Annotated in this window: 25 protein-coding genes and 1 pseudogene; 18 read left to right on the top strand and 8 right to left on the bottom strand. The window is 69.1% G+C overall.

Features of this window, described 5'->3' with window-relative positions; translation table 11 throughout:
• Positions 1–4 precede the first annotated feature (4 nt).
• Together paoC and AC1RUS_RS01005 are read left to right on the top strand one after the other, a co-directional pair.
• A complete protein-coding gene (gene paoC, locus AC1RUS_RS01010; RefSeq protein WP_492912135.1) occupies positions 5–2,200 on the top strand; it encodes an aldehyde oxidoreductase molybdenum-binding subunit PaoC in 2,196 nt (731 codons plus the stop codon).
• A gap of 199 nt (positions 2,201–2,399) precedes the next feature.
• Positions 2,400–2,849 (top strand): RpiB/LacA/LacB family sugar-phosphate isomerase, encoded by a 450-nt coding sequence (locus AC1RUS_RS01005; RefSeq protein WP_492912133.1) that lies wholly within the window; start codon positions 2,400–2,402, stop codon positions 2,847–2,849.
• Here AC1RUS_RS01005 and AC1RUS_RS01000 read toward each other — a convergent pair.
• Complete coding sequence (locus tag AC1RUS_RS01000) at positions 2,835–5,063, bottom strand: methyl-accepting chemotaxis protein (RefSeq protein ID WP_492912131.1); 2,229 nt, start codon at positions 5,061–5,063, stop codon at positions 2,835–2,837. The two genes, AC1RUS_RS01005 and AC1RUS_RS01000, sit on opposite strands and share 15 nt — an antisense overlap.
• Before the next feature lie 99 nt (positions 5,064–5,162).
• On the opposite strand from AC1RUS_RS01000, the gene AC1RUS_RS00995 reads away from it, so the two are divergent.
• The 3 genes from AC1RUS_RS00995 (at position 5,163) to AC1RUS_RS00985 (ending at position 7,994) form a co-directional block, all read left to right on the top strand.
• Entirely contained in the window at positions 5,163–5,828 is a 666-nt protein-coding gene (locus AC1RUS_RS00995; RefSeq protein ID WP_492912129.1) for a glutathione S-transferase family protein, read from the top strand.
• A gap of 217 nt (positions 5,829–6,045) precedes the next feature.
• Positions 6,046–6,393, top strand: coding sequence for a hypothetical protein (locus tag AC1RUS_RS00990; protein ID WP_492912127.1), 348 nt, complete (start codon positions 6,046–6,048; stop codon positions 6,391–6,393).
• Entirely contained in the window at positions 6,390–7,994 is a 1,605-nt protein-coding gene (locus tag AC1RUS_RS00985; RefSeq protein ID WP_492912125.1) for a methyl-accepting chemotaxis protein, read from the top strand. Before AC1RUS_RS00990 ends, AC1RUS_RS00985 begins: the two co-directional genes overlap by 4 nt.
• Here AC1RUS_RS00985 and AC1RUS_RS00980 read toward each other — a convergent pair.
• Positions 7,991–9,079, bottom strand: coding sequence for a hypothetical protein (locus tag AC1RUS_RS00980; RefSeq protein WP_492912123.1), 1,089 nt, complete (start codon positions 9,077–9,079; stop codon positions 7,991–7,993). The two genes, AC1RUS_RS00985 and AC1RUS_RS00980, sit on opposite strands and share 4 nt — an antisense overlap.
• 258 nt (positions 9,080–9,337) lie before the next feature.
• On the opposite strand from AC1RUS_RS00980, the gene greA reads away from it, so the two are divergent.
• The 3 genes from greA (at position 9,338) to AC1RUS_RS00965 (ending at position 11,595) form a co-directional block, all read left to right on the top strand.
• A complete protein-coding gene (gene greA / locus AC1RUS_RS00975; RefSeq protein WP_492912121.1) occupies positions 9,338–9,811 on the top strand; it encodes a transcription elongation factor GreA in 474 nt (157 codons plus the stop codon).
• A gap of 96 nt (positions 9,812–9,907) precedes the next feature.
• Positions 9,908–11,116: a mitochondrial fission ELM1 family protein gene (locus AC1RUS_RS00970; RefSeq protein WP_492912119.1), complete on the top strand. Its 1,209-nt coding sequence runs from the start codon at positions 9,908–9,910 to the stop codon at positions 11,114–11,116.
• A 182-nt stretch (positions 11,117–11,298) separates the two neighbouring features.
• Positions 11,299–11,595: a GIY-YIG nuclease family protein gene (locus tag AC1RUS_RS00965; protein ID WP_492912117.1), complete on the top strand. Its 297-nt coding sequence runs from the start codon at positions 11,299–11,301 to the stop codon at positions 11,593–11,595.
• A 13-nt stretch (positions 11,596–11,608) separates the two neighbouring features.
• Here the strand turns inward: AC1RUS_RS00965 and AC1RUS_RS00960 are convergent, their stop codons facing one another.
• Both AC1RUS_RS00960 and AC1RUS_RS00955 read right to left on the bottom strand, forming a co-directional pair.
• A complete protein-coding gene (locus tag AC1RUS_RS00960) occupies positions 11,609–12,163 on the bottom strand; it encodes a hypothetical protein (protein WP_492912115.1) in 555 nt (184 codons plus the stop codon).
• Positions 12,163–12,474, bottom strand: coding sequence for a PadR family transcriptional regulator (locus AC1RUS_RS00955; protein WP_492912113.1), 312 nt, complete (start codon positions 12,472–12,474; stop codon positions 12,163–12,165). Before AC1RUS_RS00955 ends, AC1RUS_RS00960 begins: the two co-directional genes overlap by 1 nt.
• Positions 12,475–12,562: 88 nt before the next feature.
• Between AC1RUS_RS00955 and AC1RUS_RS00950 the strand changes: the two genes are divergently transcribed.
• From AC1RUS_RS00950 to AC1RUS_RS00915, 8 genes are all read left to right on the top strand, one after another.
• Positions 12,563–13,279 (top strand): cytidylyltransferase domain-containing protein, encoded by a 717-nt coding sequence (locus AC1RUS_RS00950; protein ID WP_492912111.1) that lies wholly within the window; start codon positions 12,563–12,565, stop codon positions 13,277–13,279.
• The gene (pseG, locus tag AC1RUS_RS00945; protein ID WP_492912109.1) at positions 13,276–14,382 is read left to right on the top strand and encodes a UDP-2,4-diacetamido-2,4,6-trideoxy-beta-L-altropyranose hydrolase; all 1,107 of its coding nucleotides are present in this window, start codon (positions 13,276–13,278) and stop codon (positions 14,380–14,382) included. Before AC1RUS_RS00950 ends, pseG begins: the two co-directional genes overlap by 4 nt.
• A complete protein-coding gene (locus AC1RUS_RS00940; protein WP_492912107.1) occupies positions 14,369–15,133 on the top strand; it encodes an EF-hand domain-containing protein in 765 nt (254 codons plus the stop codon). The genes pseG and AC1RUS_RS00940 overlap by 14 nt, the downstream gene beginning before the upstream one ends.
• A gap of 129 nt (positions 15,134–15,262) precedes the next feature.
• Positions 15,263–15,910: a class I SAM-dependent methyltransferase gene (locus AC1RUS_RS00935; protein ID WP_492912105.1), complete on the top strand. Its 648-nt coding sequence runs from the start codon at positions 15,263–15,265 to the stop codon at positions 15,908–15,910.
• Positions 15,907–17,172, top strand: coding sequence for an NAD(P)-binding protein (locus AC1RUS_RS00930; protein WP_492912103.1), 1,266 nt, complete (start codon positions 15,907–15,909; stop codon positions 17,170–17,172). Before AC1RUS_RS00935 ends, AC1RUS_RS00930 begins: the two co-directional genes overlap by 4 nt.
• Complete coding sequence (locus AC1RUS_RS00925; protein WP_492912101.1) at positions 17,169–17,867, top strand: WbqC family protein; 699 nt, start codon at positions 17,169–17,171, stop codon at positions 17,865–17,867. Before AC1RUS_RS00930 ends, AC1RUS_RS00925 begins: the two co-directional genes overlap by 4 nt.
• Before the next feature lie 206 nt (positions 17,868–18,073).
• Positions 18,074–18,928, top strand: a complete 855-nt coding sequence (locus AC1RUS_RS00920; protein ID WP_492912099.1) for an SDR family oxidoreductase — start codon at positions 18,074–18,076, stop codon at positions 18,926–18,928.
• Positions 18,929–19,042: 114 nt separating this feature from the next.
• Entirely contained in the window at positions 19,043–19,834 is a 792-nt protein-coding gene (locus AC1RUS_RS00915) for an SDR family NAD(P)-dependent oxidoreductase (RefSeq protein ID WP_492912097.1), read from the top strand.
• 116 nt (positions 19,835–19,950) lie between these two features.
• On the opposite strand, the gene pseI is transcribed toward AC1RUS_RS00915, so the two are convergent.
• Both pseI and AC1RUS_RS00905 read right to left on the bottom strand, forming a co-directional pair.
• Positions 19,951–21,006 (bottom strand): pseudaminic acid synthase, encoded by a 1,056-nt coding sequence (gene pseI, locus AC1RUS_RS00910; protein ID WP_492912095.1) that lies wholly within the window; start codon positions 21,004–21,006, stop codon positions 19,951–19,953.
• A 94-nt stretch (positions 21,007–21,100) separates the two neighbouring features.
• A pseudogene (locus AC1RUS_RS00905) lies at positions 21,101–21,265 on the bottom strand (hypothetical protein); the annotation flags it as partial.
• A 58-nt stretch (positions 21,266–21,323) separates the two neighbouring features.
• Between AC1RUS_RS00905 and trxB the strand changes: the two are divergent.
• Positions 21,324–22,334: a thioredoxin-disulfide reductase gene (gene trxB, locus AC1RUS_RS00900; RefSeq protein ID WP_492912093.1), complete on the top strand. Its 1,011-nt coding sequence runs from the start codon at positions 21,324–21,326 to the stop codon at positions 22,332–22,334.
• Between the two features lie 192 nt (positions 22,335–22,526).
• On the opposite strand, the gene AC1RUS_RS00895 is transcribed toward trxB, so the two are convergent.
• Together AC1RUS_RS00895 and AC1RUS_RS00890 are read right to left on the bottom strand one after the other, a co-directional pair.
• The gene (locus tag AC1RUS_RS00895) at positions 22,527–23,777 is read right to left on the bottom strand and encodes a cell wall hydrolase (RefSeq protein ID WP_492912091.1); all 1,251 of its coding nucleotides are present in this window, start codon (positions 23,775–23,777) and stop codon (positions 22,527–22,529) included.
• Positions 23,778–23,783: 6 nt separating this feature from the next.
• Positions 23,784–24,263 (bottom strand): Dps family protein, encoded by a 480-nt coding sequence (locus AC1RUS_RS00890; RefSeq protein ID WP_492912089.1) that lies wholly within the window; start codon positions 24,261–24,263, stop codon positions 23,784–23,786.
• Between the two features lie 85 nt (positions 24,264–24,348).
• Between AC1RUS_RS00890 and AC1RUS_RS00885 the strand changes: the two genes are divergently transcribed.
• Positions 24,349–26,724 carry a hybrid sensor histidine kinase/response regulator gene (locus AC1RUS_RS00885; protein ID WP_492912087.1) on the top strand — a complete coding sequence of 792 codons (2,376 nt, stop codon included), beginning with the start codon at positions 24,349–24,351 and terminating at the stop codon, positions 26,722–26,724.
• The last annotated feature ends 9 nt before the right edge of the window (positions 26,725–26,733 follow it).

Raw genomic sequence — 26,733 nt, 5'->3', positions numbered from 1 at the left:
GGTCATGAAGTTCGATACCCCCGCCACCACCAATCCGATCGACCAGCTGAAGGTCGTCGGCAAGCCCACCGACCGCATCGACGGGCCGATGAAGACCACCGGACAGGCGCCCTACGCCTATGAGCGACACGACGCCGTGACCAATGTCGCCTATGGCGTGGTGGTCGGCGCCGCCATCGCCAAGGGTCGGATCGCCAGCATGGACGTGGCCAAGGCCAAGGCCGCGCCGGGCGTCGTGACCATCGTCACCGCCGCCAACGCGGGAAAGCTGGGCAAGGGCGACAACAACACCGCCAAGCTGCTGGGCGGGCCCGAGATCGAGCACTATCACCAGGCCATCGCCGTGGTGGTGGCCGAGACCTTCGAGCAGGCGCGAGCGGCCGCGGCGCTGATCAAGGTCGACTATGTCCGCGCCAAGGGGGCCTTCGACCTCGCCAGCGCCAAGGACGGGGCGGTCAAGCCGAGCGACGGCCAAGCCGACACCGCCAAGGGCGACTTCGCCGGGGCCTTCGCCAAGGCCGCCGTCCAGTTCGACGAGACCTACACGACGCCCGACCACGCCCATGCGATGATGGAGCCCCACGCCTCGATCGCGGTGTGGAACGGCGACCGGCTGACCCTGTGGACCTCCAACCAGATGATCGCCTGGAGCGTCGGCGACGTGGCCAAGACCCTGGGCATTCCGAAAACCAACGTGCGGCTGGTCTCGCCGTTCATCGGCGGAGGCTTCGGCGGCAAGCTGTTCGTGCGGGCCGACGCCATCCTGGCGGCTTTGGGCGCGCGGGCGGCGGGACGGCCGGTCAAGGTGGCCCTGGCCCGGCCCCAGATGTTCAACAACACCACCCATCGGCCGGCGACGATCCAGCGCATCCGCATCGGCGCGACGCCGGACGGCAAGATCACCGCCATCGGCCACGAGAGCTGGTCGGGCGATCTTCCCGGCGGAGGCCCCGAGACCGCTGTCCAGCAGACCCGCCTGCTTTATGCCGGCGAGCACCGCATGACAGCCACGCGCCTGGCCGTGCTGGACCTGCCTGAGGGCAACGCCATGCGCGCGCCCGGCGAGGCCCCCGGCCTGATGGCCCTGGAGATCGCCGTCGACGAGATGGCCGAGAAGCTGAAGCTCGATCCCATCGACTTCCGCGTGCTCAACGACACCCAGGTCGATCCGGAAAAGCCCGAGCGGCCGTTCTCACAGCGCCAGCTGATCCAGTGCCTGCGCATCGGCGCCGACAAGTTCGGCTGGGCCAGGCGCGGAGCCCCGGGCCAGACCCGCGACGGCCGCTGGCTGGTCGGACTGGGCGTGGCGGCGGCGCTGCGCAACAACCTGGTGATGAAGTCGGCGGCCCGCGTGCGGCTGGACCGCTCGGGCGTGGTGACGGTCGAGACCGACATGACCGACATCGGCACGGGCACCTACACGATCATCGCCCAGACCGCCGCCGAGATGATGGGCGTGCCCCTGCACCAAGTGATGGTCAAGCTGGGCGACTCGTCGTTCCCGGTCTCGGCCGGCTCGGGCGGCCAGTGGGGCGCCAACAGCTCGACGGCCGGGGTCTACGCCGCCTGCGTCAAGCTGCGCGAGGCGGTGGCCAACAAGCTGGGCCTGGATCCCGCCACTGCCGAGTTCGTCGACGGGCAAGTCCGCGCCGGCGGGCGTAGCATCCCCTTGGTCCAGGCTGCCGAGGACGCTGGCCTGATGGCGGTCGACACGATGGAATATGGCGACCTGGCCAAGACCCACCAGCAGTCGACCTTCGGCGCCCACTTCGTCGAGGTCGGGGTCGACGCCGTCACCGGCGAGATCCGCATCCGCCGCATGCTGGCCGTCTGCGCCGCCGGCCGCATCCTCAATCCCAAGTCGGCCCGCAGCCAGGTGATCGGGGCCATGACCATGGGGGCCGGCGCGGCCCTGATGGAAGAGCTGGTCGTCGACAAGCGCCTGGGCTTCTTCGTCAATCACGACCTAGCGGGCTACGAGGTGCCGGTCCACGCGGATATCCCGCACCAGGAGGTGATCTTCCTGGACGAGACCGATCCGATGTCCTCACCGATGAAGGCCAAGGGCGTGGGGGAGCTGGGCATCTGCGGCGTCGGCGCGGCAGTCGCCAACGCCGTCTACAACGCCACCGGCGCGCGGGTGCGGCAGTACCCGATCACGCTGGACAAGCTGCTCGATAAGCTGCCGGCCATGGCTTAGGCAGCCGATTTAAACCTTAGGTCGGATGTCGACGTGGCGCGTCCTTCGAGGCTCGGCTCCGCCTCGCACCTCAGGATGAGGAAGGCAGCACATAACTCCTCATCCTGAGGCGCCCGCATAGCGGGCCTCGAAGGACGCACGGTCTATGCGGGTCACGAGGCCCTGTGAGCGCGCTCGGCCAGCTGGGTTAGGATGGCGCATGAGTCAGATCCTGATTGCCATCGGCGCGGACCACCGCGGATTTGTGCTGAAGGCCCAGCTCGTCGACTGGCTGGCGCGGAACGGCTATGCGCCCAAAGATCTCGGCGCGCATGACGCAGACCGCTGCGACGCGCTGGACTACGCCCGAGCGCTGGCGACGGAACTTGAGGCTGACCCGGTCCGCTTCGGCGTCCTGATCTGCGGTTCGGGCCAGGCGATGGCCATGGCCGCCAACCGGTATCGGCACGTGCGCGCGGCGCTGTGCGGCAGCGTCGCTATGGCCCGGACCACCCGCGCGCACAACGACGCCAACGTGCTGGTGCTCGGCGCGGACTTCACGCCCCAGGACGAGGCGCTGGCGATTCTGCAGGCCTTCCTGAGCACAGACTTCCTCGGCGGCCGGTACGCCGAGCGTCGCGATGCGCTGATCGCTCTAGGCGGCCTCTGAGCGCAAGGCCTTCGCCGCCGCCCCGCGCCCTAGCCGAAACCGTCCGACCAGCTCGGCCAGCCGCGCGCCCTGGTCGGCGAGCGCGGCGTCGGCGGCCTGGGTCTGCTCCACCATGGCGACGTTCTCGCGGGTGAAGCGCTCCATCTCGGCGACCTCGGCGTTGACGGCGCCCAGGCCTTGCGTCTGCTCGCGCACCGAGCCGGCGATGCGGGTGGCGGCTGCGTCGATGTCGGCCATGCGACCAGCCACGCCGGTCAAGGCCTCGCCGGTGCGGCTCACCAGGCCGACGCCCGCGCCGACCTTGGTCTCGGACTCGGCGATCAGGCCCTTGATCTCCTTGGCCGAACCGGCCGAGCGCACCGCCAGGGCTCGCACCTCCTGGGCCACCACCGCGAAGCCGCGCCCGGCTTCGCCCGCGCGGGCAGCCTCGACGCCGGCGTTGAGGGCCAACAAGTTGGTCTGGAAGGCGATCTCGTCGATCAGGCCGACGATGTCGCCGATACGGCGGGTGGAGGCGTCGATCTCGCCCATGGTGTCTGTCGTGCGGGCCACCACGGCCCCGCCGGCGTCGGCCTCGCCGCGGGCCTCGGCGACCAGTCGGCGGGTCTCGTCGGCTCCGCCGGCCACGTGGTCCATGGCCTGGGTGATGGCGTTCAGCGAGCCGGCGGCCCGCTCGATGCCGGCCGCCTGACGGGCCGTGCGGCGGCCCAGCTCGCCCGACGCCTCGCTGAGGGTCTCGGCGGCCCCGCCGATCGCGGACGTGGCTTCGGCGATCTCGCCGATGGCCTGCTCCAAGGTGGCGACGGCGGTGTTGAAGTCGGCGCGCAGCGGCTCATAGACCGGCGCGAAAGGCCCGGCGATCCGGCGGCCCAGATCGCCCTCGGCGACGGCGGCCAAGGCTTCGCCGACCTGGCGGACCACGTCGGTCTGTTCGTCGATGGACAGGGACAGGGCGGCGGCGCGGTCGCGATCGGCGTCTGCGGTGCGGCGCAGGGCCTCCTGCTCCTCGCGGGCGGCCTGGGCGCGGGCGAGCTCCAGGCGCAGGGTTTCCAGCGCCCGGCCGATGGCCCCGATCTCGTCGGCGCGCGCGGCTTCGGTCACGGGTTGATCATAGCGGTGCGCAGCCAGCTGGCCGACCACGCCGCGCAGGGCCAGCAGCGGCTTGGCGATCACGGCGCGCGAGGCCACCGCCAACACGGCCAGGGCCGCCAGCAGCAGCACCAGGCCGCCGATGGCCAGACCCATCGCCAGCTTGCGGGCGGGCGCCAGCAGGGCGTCCTCGGTGACGTCGACCACCATGGCCCAGGTCGCGCCGGAGGCCAGGCGCACAGGAGCCACAAGCCGCTCAGCCTTGCGGCCGCCGATCTTCACGCCGTCGACGACCACGGGCTTGCCGCTGGCCATGGCGGCCTTGACCTTGTCCAGCCCCGGATCGGCATAGGGCTTCATCCTGAGGGCCGCCTCGGGATGGCTGACCCACAGGCCGCCGGGCGAGACCAGCATGGCGCGGCCGTCGTCGAACGGGCGCAGGGCCGTCAGGCGCTTGGCGATGTCGTCCAGGGCCAGGTCAGCGCCCATCACCCCGACCGTGCGGCCATCGACGACCACCGGATAGGTGATCGAGGTCATCAGCACCATCTTCTGCACGCCGCCGTCGGCGACGTTGTCGGAATAGGGCTCGAGGATCGCCGGCTGGCCGCTCTTGAAGCTGGTGGTGTAGAAATCCTGGTTGAACTCGTCGTCCTCGCCCTGCTCGGCGGTGAGGGTCTCGCCGTCGCGCACCCAGTAGCCGACGAAGCGGCCCTGCGGGGTCGAGCCCAACTCGGCCTTGCCGGCGGCGGCGGCGTCGTTGCCCAGAGCCTCGGGCTCGAACATCAGCCAGGCGCCCAGCATCGTCCGCGACGCCGTGGCGACGGGCTTGAGCACGCTCATGTAGGCGGCCCGGTCGCGCTGTCCGGCGGCGTAGGTGGCCCCGAACATGCCGGCGGCCGAGCGCACCACCGCGTCGGCGTCGTCGAGGTCGTTCTTGATTTCCTGGGCCGCCTCGCTGGTCATGCTGGCCGCGTAGCGCTCGGCCAGGGTGCGCACGGCGCGCCCGCTCTGCCAGGAGATCAGCAGCGAGGCCGCGATCAGCAGCGCCCCCAGCGCCGCCCCGCCGGCCGCCATCAGCTTGCCGGCCAACGACAAGCGTCCGAACGCTCCACTCATACGCACAACCCCAACCCGACTCAGGCGGGGAGTGAACGTCGGGGAAGCTTGCGGAATGCTGAACGTCGAACCATCGTTCGACCAAAGTCGAACCGGAACCGTCCCATGATCGTCGTCCATCACCTGAACAACTCGCGCAGCCAGCGCGTCATCTGGCTGCTTGAGGAGCTGGGTCTGCCCTACGAGGTCAAGCGCTACGAGCGGGACGCCAAGACCATGCTGGCCCCGCCCGAGCTGCGGGCCGTCCACCCGCTGGGCAAGTCGCCGGTGATCACCGACGGCGACAAGACCATCGCCGAGACCGGCGCGATCATCGAGTACGTCATCGAGACCTATGGCCAGGGCCGGCTGATCCCGGCGGTCGGCGGCAAGGACCGCCTGCGCTACACCTACTGGCTGCACTACGCCGAGGGCTCGGCCATGACGCCGCTGCTGCTGAAGCTGGTGTTCACCGCCCTACCCGCCCGCGCCCCCGGCTTGCTGAAGGGGCTGGTCAAGGGCATCGCCAACGGCGCGTTGAAGGGCTTCGTCGAGCCGCAGTTGAAGACCCATGTCGACTACTGGGACGCCGAGCTGGCCAAGTCGCTGTGGTTCGCCGGTCCGGACTTCACCGCCGCCGACATCATGATGAGCTTCCCGCTGGAAGCCGGAGCCTCCCGCGCCGGCGCGGCCTCGCGCCCGCATGTGAAGGCGTTCCTCGACCGCATCCACGCCCGCCCGGCCTATCGGGAGGCCCTGCGGCGCGGCGGACCGTACGACTACGCGGCGTAGGATCGCATCAGCGCTCTCGCGCTTTCCGACCTACAGATCCTGTTTTCCTGGCCTCGCGCCTAGGGAAGCAGGATTGTTGGATTTCCGGAAAACCCGCCGCTCCCAGAGTGGCCCATTGCCGCAGCTCAGCGGACATTAAGACTTAAAAAACCATAGTTTGGCCAATTGGATCGCGACTTCGGACATTACTCCGAACTGAGACTCGCGAGATCGGACCTTGGCGCAGACGACGACAGCGACGGGCGAAAAGACCATCGCGATCGGTCCGCTCCTGGCCACAACCTTAGCTATATTTTCCGGGCTGTTCGCCGCCTTCGCCGTCAACGCCGCGCCCCGCGACCCCTCGCGCGTCGCCGCCGTGTTTCCGCCCTGGTGGAGCCCGGCCCAGACGGTAGCGGCGGCCGGCGCGATCGGCGACATCGCCGCCGCCGGCGGCGCGCCCTTCATCATCATCCTGCGGGGCGACCCCAGCGACCTGGCCCGGCGCGCGCGCTCGGCCGGCGCGCTGATCGTTCTGGATCCCGACATGGCGGGCGTTTGCGCGCCCAAGGAAGCCCACTCATGACCTTCGCCTTCTCCAGCCTCGACGCGCAACGCCAAGCCGGCGGCAAGCTGATCGTGCTGCTGACCTGGCTGATGACGGCCGTGGTCGTGGTCGCGCGCCTGTCGGTCCACGATGATCTGTTGGGCGTGACGATCGCCTCGCTGCTGACCGCCGCCGGCTCGACCCTGGCCCTGAAGTTCGCCGGGACCGGCTCGACCGGCCGGGCCCTGACCGGCGTGGCCTTGATGGCCCAGGTCTCGATGCTGGTCGCCGCCATGGGCGGTCACGCCTGGCAGATCGACATGCACATGGCCTATTTCGCCGCCCTGGCTCTGCTGGTGGTCTATTGCGACTGGATGGTCATCGCCGCCGCCGCCGCGACCGTCGCCGTCCACCATCTGGGCCTCTCCTACCTGCTGCCCCAGGCGGTGTTCCCCGGCTCGGCCAGCCTGGGCCGCGTGATCGTCCACGCCGTGATCCTGATCGTCGAGGCCGGCGCCCTGATCGCCGTGACCTCCAGCGTCAACCACATGTTCGCCGTGGCCAACAAGGCCCGCGCCAAGGCCGAGGACGCCGTCGGCCAGGCCCGCGCCGCCAACGACGCCGCCGAGGACGCCCGCCGCTCCGAAGAGACCAACCGCGTCCAGAACGCCCAGGCCAAGGCGCGCGCCGAGCAGCAGCGCGCCGACGCCGTCGACGCCCTGGCCGCCGGCCTGGCCCGCCTGGCCAAGGGCGACCTCAGCATCCGGCTGGAGCAGCGCTTTGCCGAGGCCTACGAGACCCTCCGCGCCGACTTCAACGCCGCCGTGGCCAAGCTGGGCGACGCCCTAGTGATCATCGACGGCCGCGTCGTGGGCGTGCGCCAAGGCTCGGACCAGATCGCCGAAGCCGCCGTCAGCCTCTCGCACCGCACCGAACGCCAGGCCGCCAATCTCGAGGAAACCGCCTCGGCCATGGACGAGATCACCGCCACCGTCGGCCAGACCGCCTCGGGCGCGCAGAAGGTCGCCGCCGTGGTCGCCCGCGCCCGCGACGACGCCCGCCGCTCGGGCGAGGTGGTCGGCGAGGCCGTCTCGGCCATGGGCGCGATCGAGAAGAGCTCGGGCCAGATCACCCAGATCATCGGCGTTATCGACGAGATCGCCTTCCAGACCAACCTGCTGGCCCTGAACGCCGGCGTCGAAGCCGCCCGCGCCGGCGAGAGCGGCCGGGGCTTCGCGGTCGTCGCCCAGGAAGTCCGGGCCCTGGCCCAGCGCTCGGCCGAAGCCGCCAAGGAGATCAAGGCCCTGATCTCGACCTCGACCCAGCAGGTCGAGACGGGCGTCGGCCTGGTCGGCCGCACCGGCGAGGCCCTGGACCGCATCGTCTCGCAGATCGCCGAGATCGACAGCCTGGTCTCCGACATCGCCGCCTCGGCCCATCACCAGGCCCAGGGCCTCTCGCAGGTGAACACCGCCGTCAACCAGATGGACCAGGTGCTGCAGGAGAACGCCGGTATGGTCGACCAGACCGCCGCCGCCACGCGCGCCCTCAACGAGGACGCCTCGCAACTGGCCCAGCTGGTCGCCCAGTTCCAGCTGCCGACCGACGCCCAAAAGGCCCCGGCGCGGCTGCGGGCCTAGGCGGCGGACGCAACGATCGCGAGGAATTCCGGATCGGTCGCCAGCGTGTAGAGATCGTTGTCGCCCTGCTCGCCCGTCAGGGACTTGAGCCGGGCGCGCATGCTGGGGTCCAAGGCTACGGCCTGGCGCGCGCAGTCCAACGCATTGGCCCTGGCGGAGGCGGCGTCACCCTTGACCTCGGGCTCGATCTTTCCGCCGTGGAGTTCCTTGTCCAGCAGATAGGCGTGCTTCTGGCCGAAGGCCGCCGCCTGATAGAACCAGTAGATCGCCTGCTTTTCGGCGCTGGTGTTGGTCAGGGCGCCGGCGATCTTCAGGGTTTCGAGGAAGCTGGTCGGCGGATCCTTGTAGAGGGCCGCCAGCATTAGTTGCAGAGCCGCGCCCACGTTCAGCCCAGCGGTCACGCCGCCGCTTCTCGTCAGGTTCGTCGCGGCCACAGGGGAACCGGTCGCCGTCAGCACCTTGGCCGCCGTGGCGGAATTGAGCCGCTGGTCCAGGCCGTCGCCCCGTAGATCCCCCTCGATAGTGTTGAGCAGCTTCACCAGCACCAGCCGGGTATAGAGGTACATGAACAGGAACCCGGCGAAGGCGCCGAACACCAACATCGCTGGCCCCAGTGCGACCAGCACATCACCGGCCGGGCAGATCTTGGCGCTCGCCGCGCACGGGCCATAGGCCTCGCGCAGGAACAGGCCGAACATCTTCAGCGTCTGGTGCAGTTGGTTCAATTGGGTCAGACCCACGCCCACCAGCATGGTGGTCAGCCAGTCGGAAATCCGCACCAGGTTGGAATTGGTCCGCAGGTATTCCTTGCCTCTCCCCGTGCTCTTGGCGGGGGCGTCGCCGGCGGCCGCTTCGCCCTCCGCCGCGCCGCTTTCGGCCGCAGGATCGCTCGCCGCCTGTTCATTGCCGTCTCGGGCCCTGGGAATGGCGAAGATGAAGCCCAAAGCGAAGCCAACGGTGCACGCGGCCAGCCCCACCAAGATAGATAGACCGACGACCTGAAAATAGCCGCCGAAGCCGATCGCGATCGCGCTTAGCGCCGCGAAGCCTGCAACAAACCAAATGATGAAGACGATCCGGCCCATCTCCTGAACACGGGCCTCGTCGGCGGGACTACGCTCTGGGACTGCCTTGGACGCCATGACACCCTCCCCGAGAATTTCACCCAGGGTTGCACATGGCGATTAATAGTCAAGCTTAGGCTGCAAGCGCGACCTTACCGTAACGGTAGCCGTCGCCCCCTTGCTTATCCTGAACGCGCCTCTTATCCTCCCAGCCCCCGGTCGCGAGCGCCAGCGACGGGACGAATACTCCTCCCAAGGCGAACCGAGCTAAAATCCGCAATGGAAAAAGTGCCGATGACCGCCGGGGGTTATCAAACCCTCGACGATGAACTGAAGCGTTTGAAGACGATCGAGCGACCCGCTGTGATCGCGGCGATTTCCGAGGCGCGCGCCCACGGCGACCTCTCGGAGAACGCCGAGTACCACGCGGCCAAGGAACGTCAGGGCTGGATCGAGGGCCGCATCGCCGAGATCGAGGACAAGATCGCGCGCGCGCAGGTCATCGACGTTTCGAAACTGTCGGGCACCCAGGTGAAGTTCGGCGCGACGGTCAGCGTCGTCGACGAGGACACCGAGGAAGAGGCGCGCTACCAGATCGTGGGCGACCACGAGGCCGACGTGAAGTCGGGCCGCATCTCGCTGAGCTCGCCGCTGTCGCGCGCGATGATCGGCAAGGAAGTCGGCGAGGTGGTCGAGGTCAACACGCCCGGCGGCGTGAAGGCGTACGAGATCCTCAAGGTGGAGTGGCTGTAGGGCTCGCCCTACCCACGCCATAAAGCGAGACCATGAGCGAGGCTGCCCTTTCGGGGGCGGCCTTGTTTGCATGACCGTGCTCGTCGGGAACACGTCTTGAAGAAACCCGCGCAACCCGCTCCGGCCCAGCCGACCGCCTCGCCCCTGACGATCTGGGCAATCTCGGACGGCCGCGCCGGCATCGAGGCCCAGGCCGTGGGCCTGTCCGAGGCGGTGGCCCGCGAAGCGCGCGCCCAGGGCGTTCCCGTCCAGATCGAGATCAAGCGGGTCGGCTGGACCGGCCGCATCGGCCGCCTGCCTTGGTGGCTGAACTGGTTCCCGCGCCGCTGGCTTACCCCCGAGAGCGAGATCAACGGGCCCTGGCCCGACCTTTGGATCGCCGCCGGCCGCGCCACCCTGCCCCTGTCGATCCGCGCCAAGCGCTGGTCGGGCGGCAAGACTTTCGTGACCCAGATCCAGGACCCGCGGGTGCCCCCGCACATGTTCGACCTAGTGATCCCGCCCAAACACGACCGCCTGTCGGGCGACAACATCCTGTCGATCACCGGCTCGCCGCACCGGGTCACGAGCCAGCGGCTCGCCAGCGAATACGAGAAGTTCAAGGACCGCATCGACGCCCTGCCCCACCCGCGCGTGGCGGTGCTGATCGGCGGCAAGTCCAAGGCCTTCGACCTGCCCAGCGAGCGGGCCGCCCAGATCGCCCACTCGATCCAGATCCCGCTGGAGCAGGACGGCGGCAGCCTGCTGATGACCTTCTCGCGGCGCACGCCCGACCCGGCCCGCGCCCTGCTGGCCGCCCGCCTCCGCCACCTGCCCGGCATGGTCTGGGACGGCGAAGGCGCCAACCCCTACTTCGCCTTCCTGGCGGCGGCCGACTACATCCTTGTCACCGAGGACTCCACCAACATGGCCACCGAGGCCGCCTCGACAGGCAAGCCGGTGTTCATCCTGAAGCTGGACGGCTCCAGCCTGAAGTTCCGGCTCTTCCACGAGGAACTGGAACGCCAGGGCGCGGCGCGTCCCTACGGCGGCGCCTTCCACGGCTGGACCTACGAGCCCGTCGACGAAACCGGCCGCGCGGCCCGCGAAGTGTTGGCGCGGATGCGGGGCGAGACGGTGGTCGAGCCGGTCGTGGTCGAAACTGCTCCGGCGCCGGCCGAGGAACCCGCGCCGCCTCCCGTCCCCAAGCCCGCCCGCAAACCGAGAGCCAAGGCGGCCGTGGCCGCGACGGCGGAGGCTAGGGTGGACGCGACGCACAAGGCTCCGCGCAAACCGCGCGCGAAAGCCGCTCCGAAAGTCCAGTAACCTGTTTTCCTAGGCCTTGTGCCTAGGACCCATGGCGTCCATGCGCTTTGAGACGCCAATCGCGCGCAACACAGGCGGGGCGCGCCGAAAGCTCAACAACAAGACCAACCCATGGGTCCTAGGCACAAGGCCTAGGAAAACAGGCCTGTTGCATAGATTGAAGCTTCACATAGACTCAACCCATGAGAGAGGATCGCTATATTGCCGTCTACATCATGGCCAGCCAACGCTTGGGCACGCTCTACATCGGCATGAGCGGCGACCTGAACCGCCGCATTTGGGAGCACCGCGAAGGCCACATCCCCGGCTTCACCCGGAAGTACGGCGTCAAGACCCTCGTCTGGTACGAGCCGCAGGACGACATTGCGACCGCCTATCAGCGCGAACGCAGCCTCAAGCGCTGGCCGCGCCAGTGGAAGATCAACCTGATCGAGCGCGAGAACCCGCTCTGGGAAGACCTCTATCCCGGCCTGTCTTGAAACCCTGACCTTCTTAGTGCGAGAGCTGGGCCATCCGTCGCCGCCCGATCGTCCGACCGATGGCCGCGCCCAGCAGGGACCAGCCCAGCACCGCGCTGAAGCCGACGATGGGCGGGGCGTCCATGATGTGCCATCCGGGATTCAGGCGTCCGCCGGCCATGGCGAGAAGCATCGCCGCGCTCAGCGCCTCGCGGATCAGGAAGACGACGATCGCCGCCGGATAGGCGTAGCCCGGCCGCCACAGCGCCAGCAGCCCGCAGGCCGCGGCCGGAAAGATCAGCCAGTAGTAATAGGCGATGGCGTGAATCAGGTCGCCCGGCAGGACCAGGAAGGGCAGGAACATGATCTGGTCCAGCGCCAGGCCCGCTGCGACCACCACCGCCAGGAACAGGCCGTCGGCCCGCAGACGCCAGGCCGTCGCCGTCGTGAGGCAACCGAAGGCCCAGCCCAGCTGGCCGCCCTCCAGCGTTTCGAACTCCTCAGCCATGGCGCAGGCGAAATCGCGGCGGGCGGCCGGAGCGGCGCGGACGGCCAGGGTCATGATCCAGCGGGGCAGGGCGTGCGCCATCAGCCAATTCCTTGCGTCGAAAACGTGGGGGACGTGAGCGCGGGAGACGCCGCCGCACGCAGCGCCGCCTTGCCGGCTCCGGTCAGGCGATAGGCGTGGCGGGCGGGACGGCCGGGCCGTTCGGGCTCCAGCCACTGGCTCTCCAGCAGCCCCCGGTCGTGCAGTCGCGCCAGGATCGGATACAGGCTGCCCGACTTCAGGCCGGTCTCGGCGGCGATCTCCAACCCGTAGCGCCACGCGCCGGGCGTGGCGTTCAGCGCCGCGAGCACGGCGAGGGTCTGGGGCGAAAGGCGGCGTGCGGAGGTGGCCATGCACAAAATCTACATAGGTAGAGATATCCGTCAAGGCGGCTCGGCGAACGGGGTTGGGCAAGGCCGGAGAGCGCGCTAAACAGGGCGCATGATCCTCGCTGTCCTCCAGGCCCGCATGAGCTCCACCCGGTTGCCGGGCAAGGTGCTGATGCCGATCCTGCGCGAGCCGATGATCGTGCGGCAGATCGAGCGGGTGGCCCGATCGCGGCGCATCGACAGGCTGGTGGTGGCCACCAGCGACCAACCCGCCGACGACGCCATCGAGGCCGCCGTGCGCCGCGAGGGGATCGCCGTGCATCGCGGGCCGCTCGACAATGTGCTCGAACGCTTCGTCGGCGCGCTGGACGCCCACCCCGCCGATCACGTGGTGCGCCTGACCGCCGACTGCCCACTGGCCGATCCCGAGTTGATCGACGCGACCATCGACCTGCACCTGTCGACCGGCGCCGACTACGCCAGCAACAGCCCGGACGGCGCGGCCTGGCCCAAGGGGCTGGACGTCGAGGTGATCACCGCCGCCGGCCTGCGCCGCGCGGCGCGCGAGGCCGATAGCCAGGAGGCGCGCGAGCACGTCACCTGGGACGTCTGGAACAATCCCGACCAGTGGAAGATCGCCTGGCTGCCGGCCGAACCGGGTCAGGACGCCATCCGCTGGACCGTCGACCGGCCCGACGACTACGCCTTCGTGGCGGCGGTCTATGACGCCCTCTACCCCACCAACCGCGCCTTCACCTCGACCGACATCAAGGCCTTCGTCGCCAAACGGCCCGACCTGGCCGACTACGGCGGCGACCGGCGCGGATGAGGGCGAGCCCCCGCATCCTGTTCGTCTGCGACGCCGGCCCCGACGTCGGCGGCGGCCATGTTATGCGGTCCCTGACCCTGGCCGGCGCCCTGGCCAAAGCCGGGGCCGAATGCGCCTTCCTGGCCCGACCGGCGGTCGAGACGGTGCTGGACGCCTTCGCGCCCGACACGCTGCGCACCGTCGCCAACGAGCCTTTCGACGCCTTGGTCTTCGACCACTACGGCCTGGCCGCGCCCGACCACCGCGCCTGCGCCCGGGGTCGGCCAAGCCTGGTGATCGACGATCTCGCCAACCGGCCGCTGGAGGCCCACATCGTGCTGGACGCCGGCCCCGCGCGCCGGGCCGAGGACTATGCCGGCCTGACCCCGCCTGGCGCGATCCTGCTGCTGGGTCCCAACCATGCCCCGGTGAGGCCGGCCTTCCCCGCCCTGCGCGAGGCGGCCTTGACGCGCCGCGCGGCTGGCGGTCCGGTGCGGCGCCTCCTGATCTCCCTGGGCCTGACCGACATCGGCGGGATCACCAGCCGGGTCGTCGACCTGCTGCTCGCCCGCGTCGGCGACATCGCCCTGGACGTGGTGCTGGGCAGCGGCGCGCCCAGCCTTGCCCGCCTACGCGCGCTGGACGATCCGCGCGTGACCCTGCACGTCGACACCCAGGAGATGCCGCGCCTGACGCTCGGGGCCGACCTCGCGGTCGGGGCCGGCGGCTCGACCAGCTGGGAGCGCTGCATCCTGGCCCTGCCGACCCTGACCCTGATCCTCGCCGACAACCAGATAGCGGCGGCCACGGCGCTGGAGGTCGCGGGGGCGAGCCCGAGCCTGGACGTGTCCGACGCCGACTTCGACACGGCGTTCGGCGTCCAGATCGACCGCTTGATCGGCGATGCGGCCCTGCGCGCGTCGCTTTCGGCCGCCAGCGCGCAGGTCTGCGACGGCGACGGCGCCCAGCGGGTGGCCAAGGCCTTCCTCGCCCATGAGCGCCTGAAACCGCCTGTACGTACAAGATCGGGCTGGCGTCCGGACGGCTCGGCTGTTTCCGTCAGCGCGGATCGACGCTTGCCTGCGGTCCCGGAACGCCAGCAATCTTTCGATGATGACCCGTAAAGCCAAGAAGTCCGAAACCCTTCAGGTCCGCCTTCCGCACGGCATGAAACGCGACTTCATGCAGCGCTGCGAAATGGAGAACCGCGCGGCCAGCGACCTCATCCGCGACTTCATCGAAGACTATCTGGCGCGTCCGGTTGAAATCCTCACATCGGAGAAAGCCGTCATGATCCGCAGAACCTTTGTCTACCCCGCCCTCGCCGCCGCCGGCCTGTTCGGCGCCGTCGTCATCCTGACGCCCGCCACCAGTCAGGCCACCAGTTTGCGCGAAGACTTCGCCGCCCTGGACGCCGACAAGGACGGTTTCATCACCGCCGCGGAGTTCAAGCCGCCGGAGGACGGGATGATCTTCTCCAGGCGGAAGGTCTCGCCGGCCGCCGCCGCGGCCATGCCCGAGGGCGGCGTGCGCAAGGTGTCGAGCAAGCCGGACCCGGCCGGGACCATCGCCCGCCTGGATACGAACGGCGACCGCAAGCTGAGCTTCGAGGAGTATCGCGCCATGCGCGTCGGCTCGGCCGGAGCCTTGTTCCGGCGCGCCGACAAGGACCAGGACCAGCGCCTGACCGAGGCCGAATATGTCGAGGGCTCCACCCCGTCCGACGCCATGATCGCCCGGATCAAGACCGAGGCGCCCACCTCGAAACTGGACGCCACGATCGTCCAGATGCGCAAGAAGGCCAGCGCCCGGTTCGCGCGGCTCGACGCCAATCACGACGGCGTCCTGACGCTGGACGAGGTCACCCCGTCGTGATCGGGCCAGGGACCCGGCCCTCGGCCGGGTCCCTGCGACAAACTGCGCCTTAAGACCTAAGGGCTGTTAACCAAACGTTCGGCGCTTGGACCGGATTCTCCCCCGATCAAATAGCCGAGTCTCCCGACCATGCCCCCCCTGCCCGACATCCGTGGCCTGAAGTATCCGGACGAATTCGTCGCCCGGCACTTCTTCAAACGCGGCCTGCATCAGCGCACCGGGCGCGTGGTGGAACTGGGCGGCGGTACGGGCAACAATCTGTCGCTCTACGCCGCCTACGGCTGGTCGCTGACCGACGTCGACTATTCGCAGGCCGCCCTCGACGACGCGGCCTTCAATCTGGACGGCAAGGTCGAGCTGATCCGCGCCGACCTGTCGCTGGGCCTGCCCGAGCTGGGCGAGACGCCGATCGACGCGCTGCTGATCCCCAACCTGCTCTGCTACCTGACCGACGCCCAGGCCAAGGCCGTGCTGACCGCCGCCCGCGCCAGGCTGGCGCCCGGCGCCGAGGTCTTCGTGCGCACGCGCCTGGTCGACGACTATCGTTGCGGCAAGGGCGTGGCGGAAGAGCCCAACGGCTGGCGTCTGAGCACGCCGGAAACCGGCGAGGCGGGTCTGTTCAATCTCTTCTACACCGCCGATGGTCTGGTGAAGCGCCTGGTCGACGAGCTGGGCCTGACGGAGCCCACGGCCTTGAAGGTGTCGTTCGACAACATCCAGAACGGCGTGCGCGTGGCGCCCAACAGCGACCTCGTGGTCTGGGGGAGCGTCTCGTGAGCGACAAGGTCCGCATCGTCGGCGGCGGCCTGACCGGCATACTGGCGGCCTTCGAGGCCCATCGCCTGGGCTGGCGCGACATCACGCTGCAGGAGCGCTTCGAGGCCCTGGGCGGCGTGGCCCGGCCCAAGGTGATCCACGGCCAGGAGATGCGCGACGGCTGCGTCTATTTCGGCGGCCCCGACAGTCAAGGGAGAAGCGATCCGATCGTCGAGACCCTGAGCGCGCACGGCGCCAAGTTCGAGACCTTCGACAACCGCTTCGGCTCGGTCAGCCTGGGCGTCGACCGCCACCGGGTCTTCACCTGGGACTTCGGCGGTCCCGCCGTCGACTGCGCGGTCAGCAAGATCGGCAAGCCGGCCAATGACAGCCTGGGCGCGCGCATCGCCGCCTATCCCGAGATCATCGCCGCTCAGTTGGAAGACTATTGCCGCTGGCACCTGGAGGCCGACCTCGACACGGTGCACGCCGACGCCGCCATTCCGCTGGCCATCAACCGCGTGTTCCCGGCCGCCGCCGATCTGACCGAGCTAGCCCACGCCAAGGCGACCAATCCGTGGGCGGACGAGCTCTATGCCATTCCGCGCGGGCTGTCGGGTCGCACCGCCAACCTGACCGCGACCCTTCCGGCCGGCGGCTTCGCCGCCCTGTTCGACACCCTGCACCGGTCGCTGACGAAGCTGGGCGTCAAGGTCGAGCTGAACGCCCTGGTCTCGCCCCGCGCCCTGCTGGCCGCGCCCGATCGCGACGAGACCGTGGTCTGGGCCGCCAATCCGACGCCGCTGTTCAAGCCCCTGGGCCTGGCGACGCCGAACCTGATCAAGAAGAGCTTCGCCACCTACGTCTTCGCGGTCGAGTTCGACGGGCCCTGCCCGGTCTATGTCCAGAACTTCACCGCCCAGGGCGCAGCCTTCCGCGTCTATCTCTACGAGAGCGGCGGGCAGAAACTGGCCGTGGCCGAATGCGTGCGCGAGACGGATCTGGCCAAGCTGCCCACAGAGATGCGGGTGCTGCTGTCGGGCTTCGGGTCGCTGAAGGTCGGCGCCCTGCTGCACAGCGCCGTCCAGCCGCGCTGGATCTACCACTCGATCGCCGCCATCGACGGGCTGAAGGCCCTGCGCGGTGAACTGTCCGCGCGCTTCGGCGGAAGCTTCATCCCCGGCGCCTGGGAGCCCTACGCCAAGGCCGCCAAGCTGGCCGAGGTCAATGCGGCCCTGCTCGCGGCCCGGGAAGGCGCGCCGGCCCTGGCGAAAGCGGGATGACCGTAACGGCCGCGATCATGCAGCCGACCTACCTGCCGTATCTGGGCTATTTCCAGCTGATGGCGGCCAGCGACGTCTTCGTGTTCCTGGACGACGTGCAGTTCGCCCGCCGCTCGTGGCAGTCGCGCAACCGCATCCTCACCGCCAATGGCGAGCTGATGCTGACGGTCCCCGTCAGGAAGCACGACCGCGATACGCCCATCTCAGAGATCGAGATCGACGATAGCCAGGGCTGGCGCGACAAGCACTTGGCCGCGATGCGCCACGCCTATGGCAAGCGGCCGGGCTTCGCAGAGGGGTTCGCGTTCGTCTCCGAACAGCTGACGTTGCATCGCGACGGCAAGCTGGCCGACCTGACCTGCGGCATGATCCAAGCGGCGGCGGAGCGTATGGGTGTCGCGCCGCGCTTCGTGCGGGCCTCGACGCTGGGCGCCGACGGCGCGCGGTCGGAGCATCTGCTGGCGATCTGCCGGGCGGTGGAGGCGACCGCCTATGTCTCGCCGATGGGCTCGGCGGACTACATGGAAGAGGACGGCGTGTTCGCGGCGGCTGGTTTCCCGGCGCGGTTCCAGTCTTTCCGGTCGGTGGTGTATGCGCAAGGCGGCGGGGAGTTCACGCCGTTCATGGGGTTTGTGGACGCGCTGATGAATGTGGGCTGGGCTGGGACGGCGGCGCTGGTGTCGCCGACGGCCTAGCACGCCCTCCGTCACGTCGCCTATCGGCGCCGCGCCACCTCCCCCGTTTCACGGGCGAGGAGAAGAAGCGCTTCCTCCTCCCATGCGAAGCGGGGGAGGTGGCGCGATGCAAATACGCATCGTGACGGAGGGGGCGTCGAGCGCCAACTCTGGATAACGCCGTTCACTTGCCTCATCCTCCCCGCCAACAAGGGGAGGCCACCACCATGCGGAAATCCGTCGTTGTCACCGGCGCGTCCACCGGCATCGGCTGGGCCAGCGCCAAGGTGCTGATCGCCAAGGGCTTCCATGTCTTCGGCAGCGTCCGTAAACAGGCCGACGCCGCGCGCCTGAAGGCCGAGTTCGGCGAGGCCTTCACCCCGCTGCTGTTCGACGTCACCGACGAGGCCGCCGTCGCCGCGGGGGCCAGGCAGGTCGAGACCGCCCTGGCCGGGCAGACCCTGGCGGGCCTGGTCAACAACGCCGGCGTCGCCTTCGCCGGGCCCCTGCTCTACCTGCCCGTCGACGAGTTTCGCCAGCAGTTGGAAGTCAACCTGACCGGGGTGGTCATCGCCACCCAGGCCTTCGCGCCTTTGCTGGGCGCGGGCGGCGCCCGCGCGAGCACGCCAGGCCGGATCGTCAACATTTCTTCGGTCGGCGGCAAGAACGCCAACCCGTTCATGGGGCCCTATTGCACCACCAAGTTCGGGCTGGAGGGCCTGTCGGAATCCCTGCGCCGCGAGCTCCTGCCGTTCGGGGTCGACGTGGTGATCGTCGCGCCGGGCGCGGTGGCCACGCCGATCTGGGACAAGGCCGACAGCGTCGACGTCACTCGCTACGCCAACACCGTCTACGCACCCGCTCTCGCCCGGATGAAGGCGTTCATGCTGTCGCTGGGCAAGTCGGGCCTGCCGCCGGAGCGCATCGGCGAGGCCGTTCACACCGCCCTGACAACCCCAAGCCCCAAAACCCGCTACGTGGTCTCGCCCGACCCGTTCCAGGTGCTGATGACCGGCGTCCTGCCCAAGCGGACGTTGGATAGGATCGTCGGCAAGCGGCTGGGACTGCTTCCCGGCGCTTAACGGATCCAATCGATGATTTGAACTCACAATTCCAAGTCGCGACGGACCGGTAGTGGTGAGGCTTGGCCGCGCCCACCTAGGCCTCAGACAAACACTGGCACTGGAGCCACCGTCATGGACCTGCAACTCACTGGCAAGACCGCCCTGGTCACTGGATCGACCGCCGGCATCGGCCTGGAAATCGCCCGCAAACTGGCGACCGAAGGCGCCGACGTCATCGTCACTGGCCGCAGCCAGGCCAAGCTCGACGAGGCCGTCGACAGCATCCGCGCCTCGGGCGGGGCCAAGGTGTCGGGCATCCTGGCTGACGCCGCGACGGCGGACGGCGCCGCGACCCTGCTGAAGACCGCGCCCAAGGTCGACATCCTGGTCAACAACCTGGGCATCTACGAGATGAAGGCCTTCGCCGACATCACCGACGCCGACTGGCAGACCCTGTTCGACGTCAACGTGATGAGCGGCGTGCGCCTGGCGCGCGGCTACTTCCCCGGCATGCTGGAGCGCAACTGGGGCCGGGTGATCTTCATTTCCAGCGAGTCCGGCTTGGCGATCCCCGGCGAGATGGTCCACTACGGCATGACCAAGGCCGCGCAATTGGCCGTCGCCCGCGGCATGGCCCAGGCCACCAAGGGCACCAAGGTGACCGTCAATTCGATCCTGCCGGGCCCGACCCGCTCGGAAGGCATCGTCGACTTCCTCAAGAGCGTCTCGACAGACCCCACGGCGCCGTTCGAACAGCTGGAAGCCGAGTTCTTCGCGCAGCACCGCCCGGCTTCGCTGCTGCAGCGGATGATCGAAGCCGAGGAAATCGCCAACCTCGCCGCCTATGTCGCGAGCCCGCTGTCGGCCGCGACCAATGGGGCGTCGTTGAAGGCCGAAGGCGGGCTGGTTACGACGATCGCGTAAGAAAATTACGTGTCATCCCGGAAGCCTCGCAGAGGCTGTCCGGGACCCAGGGGCAACCGCACTGCACTGGTCCCTGGGTCCCGGCTCTCCGCTTCGCTGCGGCCGGGATGACAAATTTATTGGACCATCGACCAGTCCAGCGGCTCGCCGCGCGTCAGGTCGCGGGACGCCTTGCCGGCCAGGACCTTGTCCAGGTCGGCGGGCGGCAGGCCGTTGCCGGGGCGGACCGAGCGGACGTTGGCGCGGGTCAGGGGTTCGCCGGCCTTGACGTCGGCGGTCACGTAGAGCGAGCGGCGGAACAGCAGGCTCGTCGCCTCCGAACCGAGCGTGTCGTAGTGGGCGCGGCCCAGCGAGGCCCAGGCGTTCTTGGTGTCGTCGACCAAGGCCTTGAACTCGACGGGCTCCAGGCTGAACGCCGCGTCCGGACCGCCGTCGGCGCGGGCGAGGGTGAAGTGCTTTTCGACCGCACAGGCGCCGACCGAAACCGCCGCCACTGAGGCGGCCGTGCCCGGCGTATGGTCCGAGAGGCCGATCGGGCAGCCGAAGCGCTGGGCCATGTCGGCGACGGTTCGCACATTGGCGTCGGCGAAGGTCGCCGGATAGCTCGACACGCAGTGCAGCAGCAGCACACCGGCCGCTCCGGCGCTAAGTGCGGCTTCGCGGGCGGTCTCGATCTCGGTCAGGTTGGCCATGCCGGTCGAGATGATCAGCGGCTTGCCCTTGCTGGCGGCGTACTGGATCAGCGGGATGTCGACGGCCTCGAACGAGGCGATCTTGAAGGCCGGCGCGCCCAGGCTGTCGAGCAGGTCGACCGCCGTCTCATCGAACGGGCTGGAGAAGATCGTCACGCCGCGCTGTTTGGCGCGCTCGAAGATCGCCGCGTGCCATTCGAACGGCGTATGGGCCTCTTCGTAGAGTTCGTACAGGGTGCGGCCGTCCCACAACCCGCCATGGATCTTGAACTCGGGCCGGTCGACGTCGAGCGTGATGGTGTCGGCGGTGTAGGTCTGGATCTTGATCGCGTCGCAGCCGGTCGCGGCGGCGGCGTCCACCATGGTCAGGCAGCGCTCGAGGCTGCCGTTGTGATTGCCCGACAGCTCGCAGATCACATAGGGCGAATGGTCGGCGCCGATCTCGCGGCCGGCGATGGTGATGGAGGGAGAGGCGGACATGACGGATCACCCGAAACGTGGTTGCCGCCAGTTTAACCCCTGAAAGGTGGATGAGGCGTCAATCGCCGGACTTCACCTCGTCGTCCTTGGCCTTCTTCTTTTCGGCGGCGATGCCCATGGCCATCAGCATCACGCCCAACCCGCCGCCGATCGCGACGCCCAGGCTGATGCCAAGACCAATATTGCCCAGGGCCGCGCCCAAGGCGACGCCGATGGCGATGCCCGCGCCCATACCGATCGGAAGACCCGCAGCTTTCATCATTTCCCCCGTGTCGCGGCCATCGCGCTAATCCGGAATCGACACTATATCTTCCGCCATGTCGACCTCCTCCGAACCCCGCCACACCCGCTGCCTGATCATCGGATCGGGTCCCGCCGGCTACACCGCCGCCATCTATGCCGCGCGCGCGCTGCTCAAGCCCGTGCTGATCGCCGGCATCCAGCCGGGCGGCCAGCTGACCATCACGACCGACGTCGAGAACTATCCGGGCTTCGCCGACGTCATCCAGGGCCCCTGGCTGATGGACCAGATGAAGGCCCAGGCCGAGCATGTCGGCACCGAGTTCGTCAGCGACATCGTGCTGTCGGCCGACCTGTCCCAGCGCCCGTTCCACATCAAGACCGACAGCGGTCAGGAGTGGCTGGCCGAGACCCTGATCATCGCCACCGGCGCCCAGGCCAAGTGGCTGGGCCTGGACAGCGAGAGCCAGTTCCAGGGCTTCGGCGTCAGCGCCTGCGCCACCTGCGACGGTTTCTTCTACCGCAACAAGGAGGTCGTGGTGGTCGGCGGCGGCAACACGGCCGTCGAGGAAGCCCTGTTCCTGACCAGCTTCGCCAGCAAGGTCACCCTGGTCCACCGCAAGGACGAACTGCGGGCCGAGAAGATCCTGCAGGAGCGCCTGCTGGCCCACCCGAAGATCGAGGTGGTCTGGGACAGCGCCATCGACGAGGTCACCGGCGACACCGATCCGATGGGCGTCACGGGCGTTCGCCTGAAGAACGTCAAGACCGGCGAGACCACGGACCTGAAGTGCGACGGCGTCTTCATCGCCATCGGTCACGCGCCGTCGTCGGAGCTGTTCAAGGACCAGCTGGAAACCCACGCCGGCGGCTATCTGTCGGTCAAGCCGGGCACGGCCTCGACGGCGATCGCAGGCGTCTACGCGGCCGGCGACGTCACCGACGACATCTACCGCCAGGCCGTCACCGCGGCCGGCATGGGCTGCATGGCGGCGCTTGAGGCCGTCCGCTTCCTGGCCGAGGAAGACCACAAGAAGGCTCACCACCCCATCAGCCACCACGAGGCCGAGAAGATCGGCGTCTGGTGAGGCTTTAGCCTAGGGCCGAAGTCGGCTCTCGAACCAATAGAGCCGTCGGCGTCATGCGTCCTTCGAGGCGCGCTTAGGAGCGCTCACCTTAGGATGAGGAGCTTTGTCGCTGCTCATGCCTCATCCTGAGGTGCGAGGCGCAGCCGAGCCTCGAAGGACGCACGACCTTTCCGCTCCGCCCCAAGCCTGCCCCTACATCGGCGTTCTGGGACGATCCGAGAGCGGCGGGCGGCCGAAGTAGCTTTTCTTCTTTTCCGGGGCCTTGGGGGCGTCGACGACGGGCGGGGCCTTGGCCGGGTCGGCGGCGACCTCGGGCAGCTTGTCGAGCGACTTGTTGATCTCGGCGATCTCCTCCGGCGTCGGGATGCGGCGGCCTGCGATGACGCCTTCGGCGCGCAGGCGCTCGCCGCCGGGCGCGTTGGGGTCCTGGGTCACGGTCAGCTGCGCGCCCGGCGCCAAGTTGGTGGGCACCAGGCCGGCGGCCTGAGCCTGGGCGAGGACGGCGGTGTCGACCACCGAGCCGGCGGCGCGGGCCTCGGGCGGGGCGGCCTCCAGGGTGCGGGCGTCGGCGGCCAGCAGGATGTCGGCGGTGACGTCCTCGCCGCCGCGATACTTGCCGTTGAAGGCCTTCAACGTACCCGACGGCCCCGTCCAGCGATAGAAGATGTGCTGGCCGATCTGCTTGAGCTTGACCAGGGTCGGAGCCCAATACGGCGCCACGTAGCTGGCGTGGTAGTGGGTGGCCACGCCGATGTCCTTCATCACGAAGCCGCCCAGCGCCTTGCGGGCCACGAACTCGGCCGAAGCCCACAGGGTGGGGTTGGGCACGCGGGCCAGGGAGCCGTCGCAGGTGAAGCTGAACTGGCAGCCGGTGGCCCGGGCCGCGCCCTCATAGACCACGCCGCAGACCGACTTGGGATAGCCGGCGTGACGCAGGCGGTTCAGCACCGTCTGAGCCACCGCCTGCTGCCCCTCGATCGGCTCGAAGGCGGACTCGAAATAGACCGCCTGGGTCAGGCAGCGCAGGGCCTTGGCGCCGTCGTCGGTGCTGGCCTTCAGGTAGAACGGCCTGGCCGCCTCGACCGCTTCAGGCGCGACGGGCTTCAGGGCGTTGATGAGCCGCGCCTCGTCGAAGTCGGGCGTGATGTCGCCCAGGCGCGGAATCTTCTTGATGTCGATTCGCTCCCAGCCCTCGACCCGGCCCCAATAGTCCTTGTGCGGCCGGGGATCGTGGCGCTTGGCCAGGGCCAGCATCGCCGGATCCATGTTGGCCACGTAGCGCGCCAGGCCCGCGTCCGTGAAGCTGCGCGTGATCCGCGCCATGCCCGCCTCGCGCCCGTACCCGCTGGGCACGTAATAGGTGGCGCACGCGGAAAGGCCGCCGAGGGCGAGAAGCCCCGCGGCGGCCTTGATGGGCAGGCCCGTTGGATGACGCAGCAGCACGAAGGCTTATTTCACGCCCAAGGTCGAGCGGATCATCCAGGCGTGCTTTTCGTGCGCGGTCAGGCGCTGGGTCAACAGGTCGGCCGTGGCCTCGTCGCCGGCCTCGTCGGCCACCGGGAAGGCCGCGCGCAGGGTGGCGATGACCGTCTCGTTGTCGGTCTTCAGCTCCTTGAACATGCCTTCCCAGTCCTGTTCCGGGTCGCCGTCCTTGATGCTGGAAAGATTTCCGAAGGCCGCGTAGCCCTGCGGAGCCAACTCGCCCAGAGCGCGAATGCGTTCGGCGATGTCGTCCAGCGCCGCCCATTCATCCTGGTACTGCCCTTCGAGCAAAACGTGCAGGGATTGGAAGTTGGGGCCGCGGACGTTCCAGTGATAGCCGTGCGTCTTAAGATAGAGCGCATAGCTGTCAGCCAGCACCTTGTTGAGCGCCGAGGCGATATCCGAGCGTTGCTTGGCGGACAGTCCGGTGTTTGGCGTGGAGGCCATGACAATCTCCCGTGTTGCGTGTTCTAGGTAAGCTCGTCCATGCTCTTGGCAAGCCTTGTTTGGCTGGGGAGCGACAAAGGTGGCAATGGACGCCCCATCGGTGGTCTCCGAAGAGCGCGCACGACTTCACGCGCTCATCAGCGCGTGGCTGATCCCTCCGGTTCCGCCGCCCTTCTGGCGCTGCGCGGCGGCCGCCCTGATCGCCGTTCTGGCCGCCGTCCTGATGCGGATCGCCCTGCTGGGCCTGAGCGGCGGAGTCGGCGCGACCCAGCCCTTCTTCCCCGCCGTGGTGCTGGTCACCCTCTATGCCGGCTGGCGCTGGGGCCTGGTCCCGATCGTCTCGGGCGCGACCTTCGGCTTCTGGCTGTGGAGCGGTCGCTTCGCCGAGCCGATGTCGGACGACGAGATCGCCACCATGGTGATCTTCCTGATCTCGGCCGGCTTCACCCTCACCGTCTGCCAGGGCCTGCGCGGGGCCATCCACGGCCTGGCGCAGGCCCGGCGCGTGCAGCAGGACGCCGAGGTGCGGCTGCAGTTCGCCCAGTCGGCGGCCGGCGTCGGTCCATGGGACTGGGACGTCGTCAGCGACACCCTCTACCTGTCGCCCAAGGCGCGAGAGAATCTGGGCTTGGCCGCCGACAGCGTCGTGGATTGGCAGGTCCTGGGCCGGCTGGTCCATCCCGAGGACCACGCCTATGCCGGCGACACCCTCCGCACGGCTCTGAAGTCCGGAGCGATCTACGAGGTCGAGCACCGCCTGGCCCACGCCGGCGAGGGCGAGCGCTGGGTCTACAGCCGGGGCGAGGTGGTCCGCGACGAGACCGGCCGCGCCGTCCGCATCCTGGGCCTGAACTTTGACGCCACCAACCGCCACCGGGTCGATCGCCAGGTGCGCGAGAGCGAGGCCCGCTTCCGCAGCCTGGCCGACAGCGCCCCGGCCCTGATGTGGGTGTCGCGGCCCGGCGGCCAGCGCGACTTCGTCAACCAGGCCTATGTCGAGTTCGCGGGCGTGCCCTATGACGAGGCCCTGACCCTGGACTGGCGCACCCGGCTGGACCCCGACGACCTGCCGAGCATTCTGAAGGCCCAGATCGCCGGCGAGAGCAGCCGCAAGCCGTTCACCCTGGAAGGCCGCTATCGGCGCGCCGACAATCAGGTGCGCTGGCTGAAATCCTTCTCCCAGCCGCGCTTCGATCCGGACGGGGCCTTCGACGGCTTCATCGGCATCGCCTTCGACGTCACCGACACTAAGGAGGCGCAGGCCCAGCTGACCGGCGTCAACGAGTTGCTGGCCGAGCGGGTCGACGCGGCCGTGGCCGAGCGCGACGCGGCCCAGGCGGCCCTGTTCCAGTCGCAGAAGCTGGAGGCCATCGGTCAGCTGACAGGCGGCGTGGCCCACGACTTCAACAACCTGCTGACGGTGATCATCGGGGCGCTGGACGTGGTCGAGCGCAATCCCGACGACGCGGCCCGCCGCGCCCGGATGATCCCAGCCGCCATGGCCGCCGCCAAGCGCGGCGAGAAGCTGACCCAGCATCTGCTGGCCTTTGCCCGCCGTCAGCCGCTGCGGCCCGAGATCTGTCGCGTCGACCGACTGATCGCCGAGAGCGAGGGCCTGCTGCGCCGCGCCCTGGGCGACTCCTACACCTTCAATCTCCGGCTGGGGACCGGGGTGCGCAACGCCCTGATCGACTCCGGCCAGTTCGAGGCGGCCCTGCTGAACCTAGTGGTCAACGCCCGCGACGCCACCCCGGCCGGCGGCGAGGTCAGCATCGAGTCCCGCCCGGTGACCCTGGCCAAGGCGTCCGGCGACCTGCAGCCGGGCCAGTATCTGCGCGTCGCCGTGCGCGACACGGGCATCGGCATGGACGCGGCCACCCTGGCCCGGGCCGTCGAGCCGTTCTTCACCACCAAGGCCCCTGGCGAAGGCACGGGGCTGGGCCTCTCGCAGGTCTATGGCTTCGCCCGCCAGAGCGGCGGCTCGGTCGACATTGAGAGCCGCCCCGGCCAGGGGGCGACGGTGGCCATGCTGCTGCCGATCGCCGAGGCGGCCGGCGACGGCGTCGACACCGCGCCCGTCGACCACATCGGCGGGCAGTCGCCCTCGCACGTGCTGCTGGTCGAGGATGACCCGCAGGTGGCCGAGTTGGTCGACGCCATGCTGCACGACCTGGGACACACCGTCGTGCGGGCCGGCGGGGTGGCCGAGGCGCTGGAGCGCCTGGACCAGGACCGGGCCATCGAGCTGGTGCTCAGCGACGTGATCATGCCGGGCGGCCAGAGCGGCGTAGACTTGGCCGAACACCTGGCCCGCTCGCGTCCCGGCCTGCCGGTGGTGCTGTGCTCGGGCTATACCGGCGGAGACCAAGGCCGCGCCGAGGCCGGCGCCTGGCCGTTCCTCAACAAGCCCTTCTCGCTGGACAGCCTGGCGAGGGCGCTCACCGAGGCTCGGCCGCACTAGCGTGAGCGG

Source organism: Caulobacter sp. GW821-FHT10F06 (genome assembly GCF_058809215.1).
This window is presented reverse-complemented; position numbering and strand designations above follow the sequence as displayed.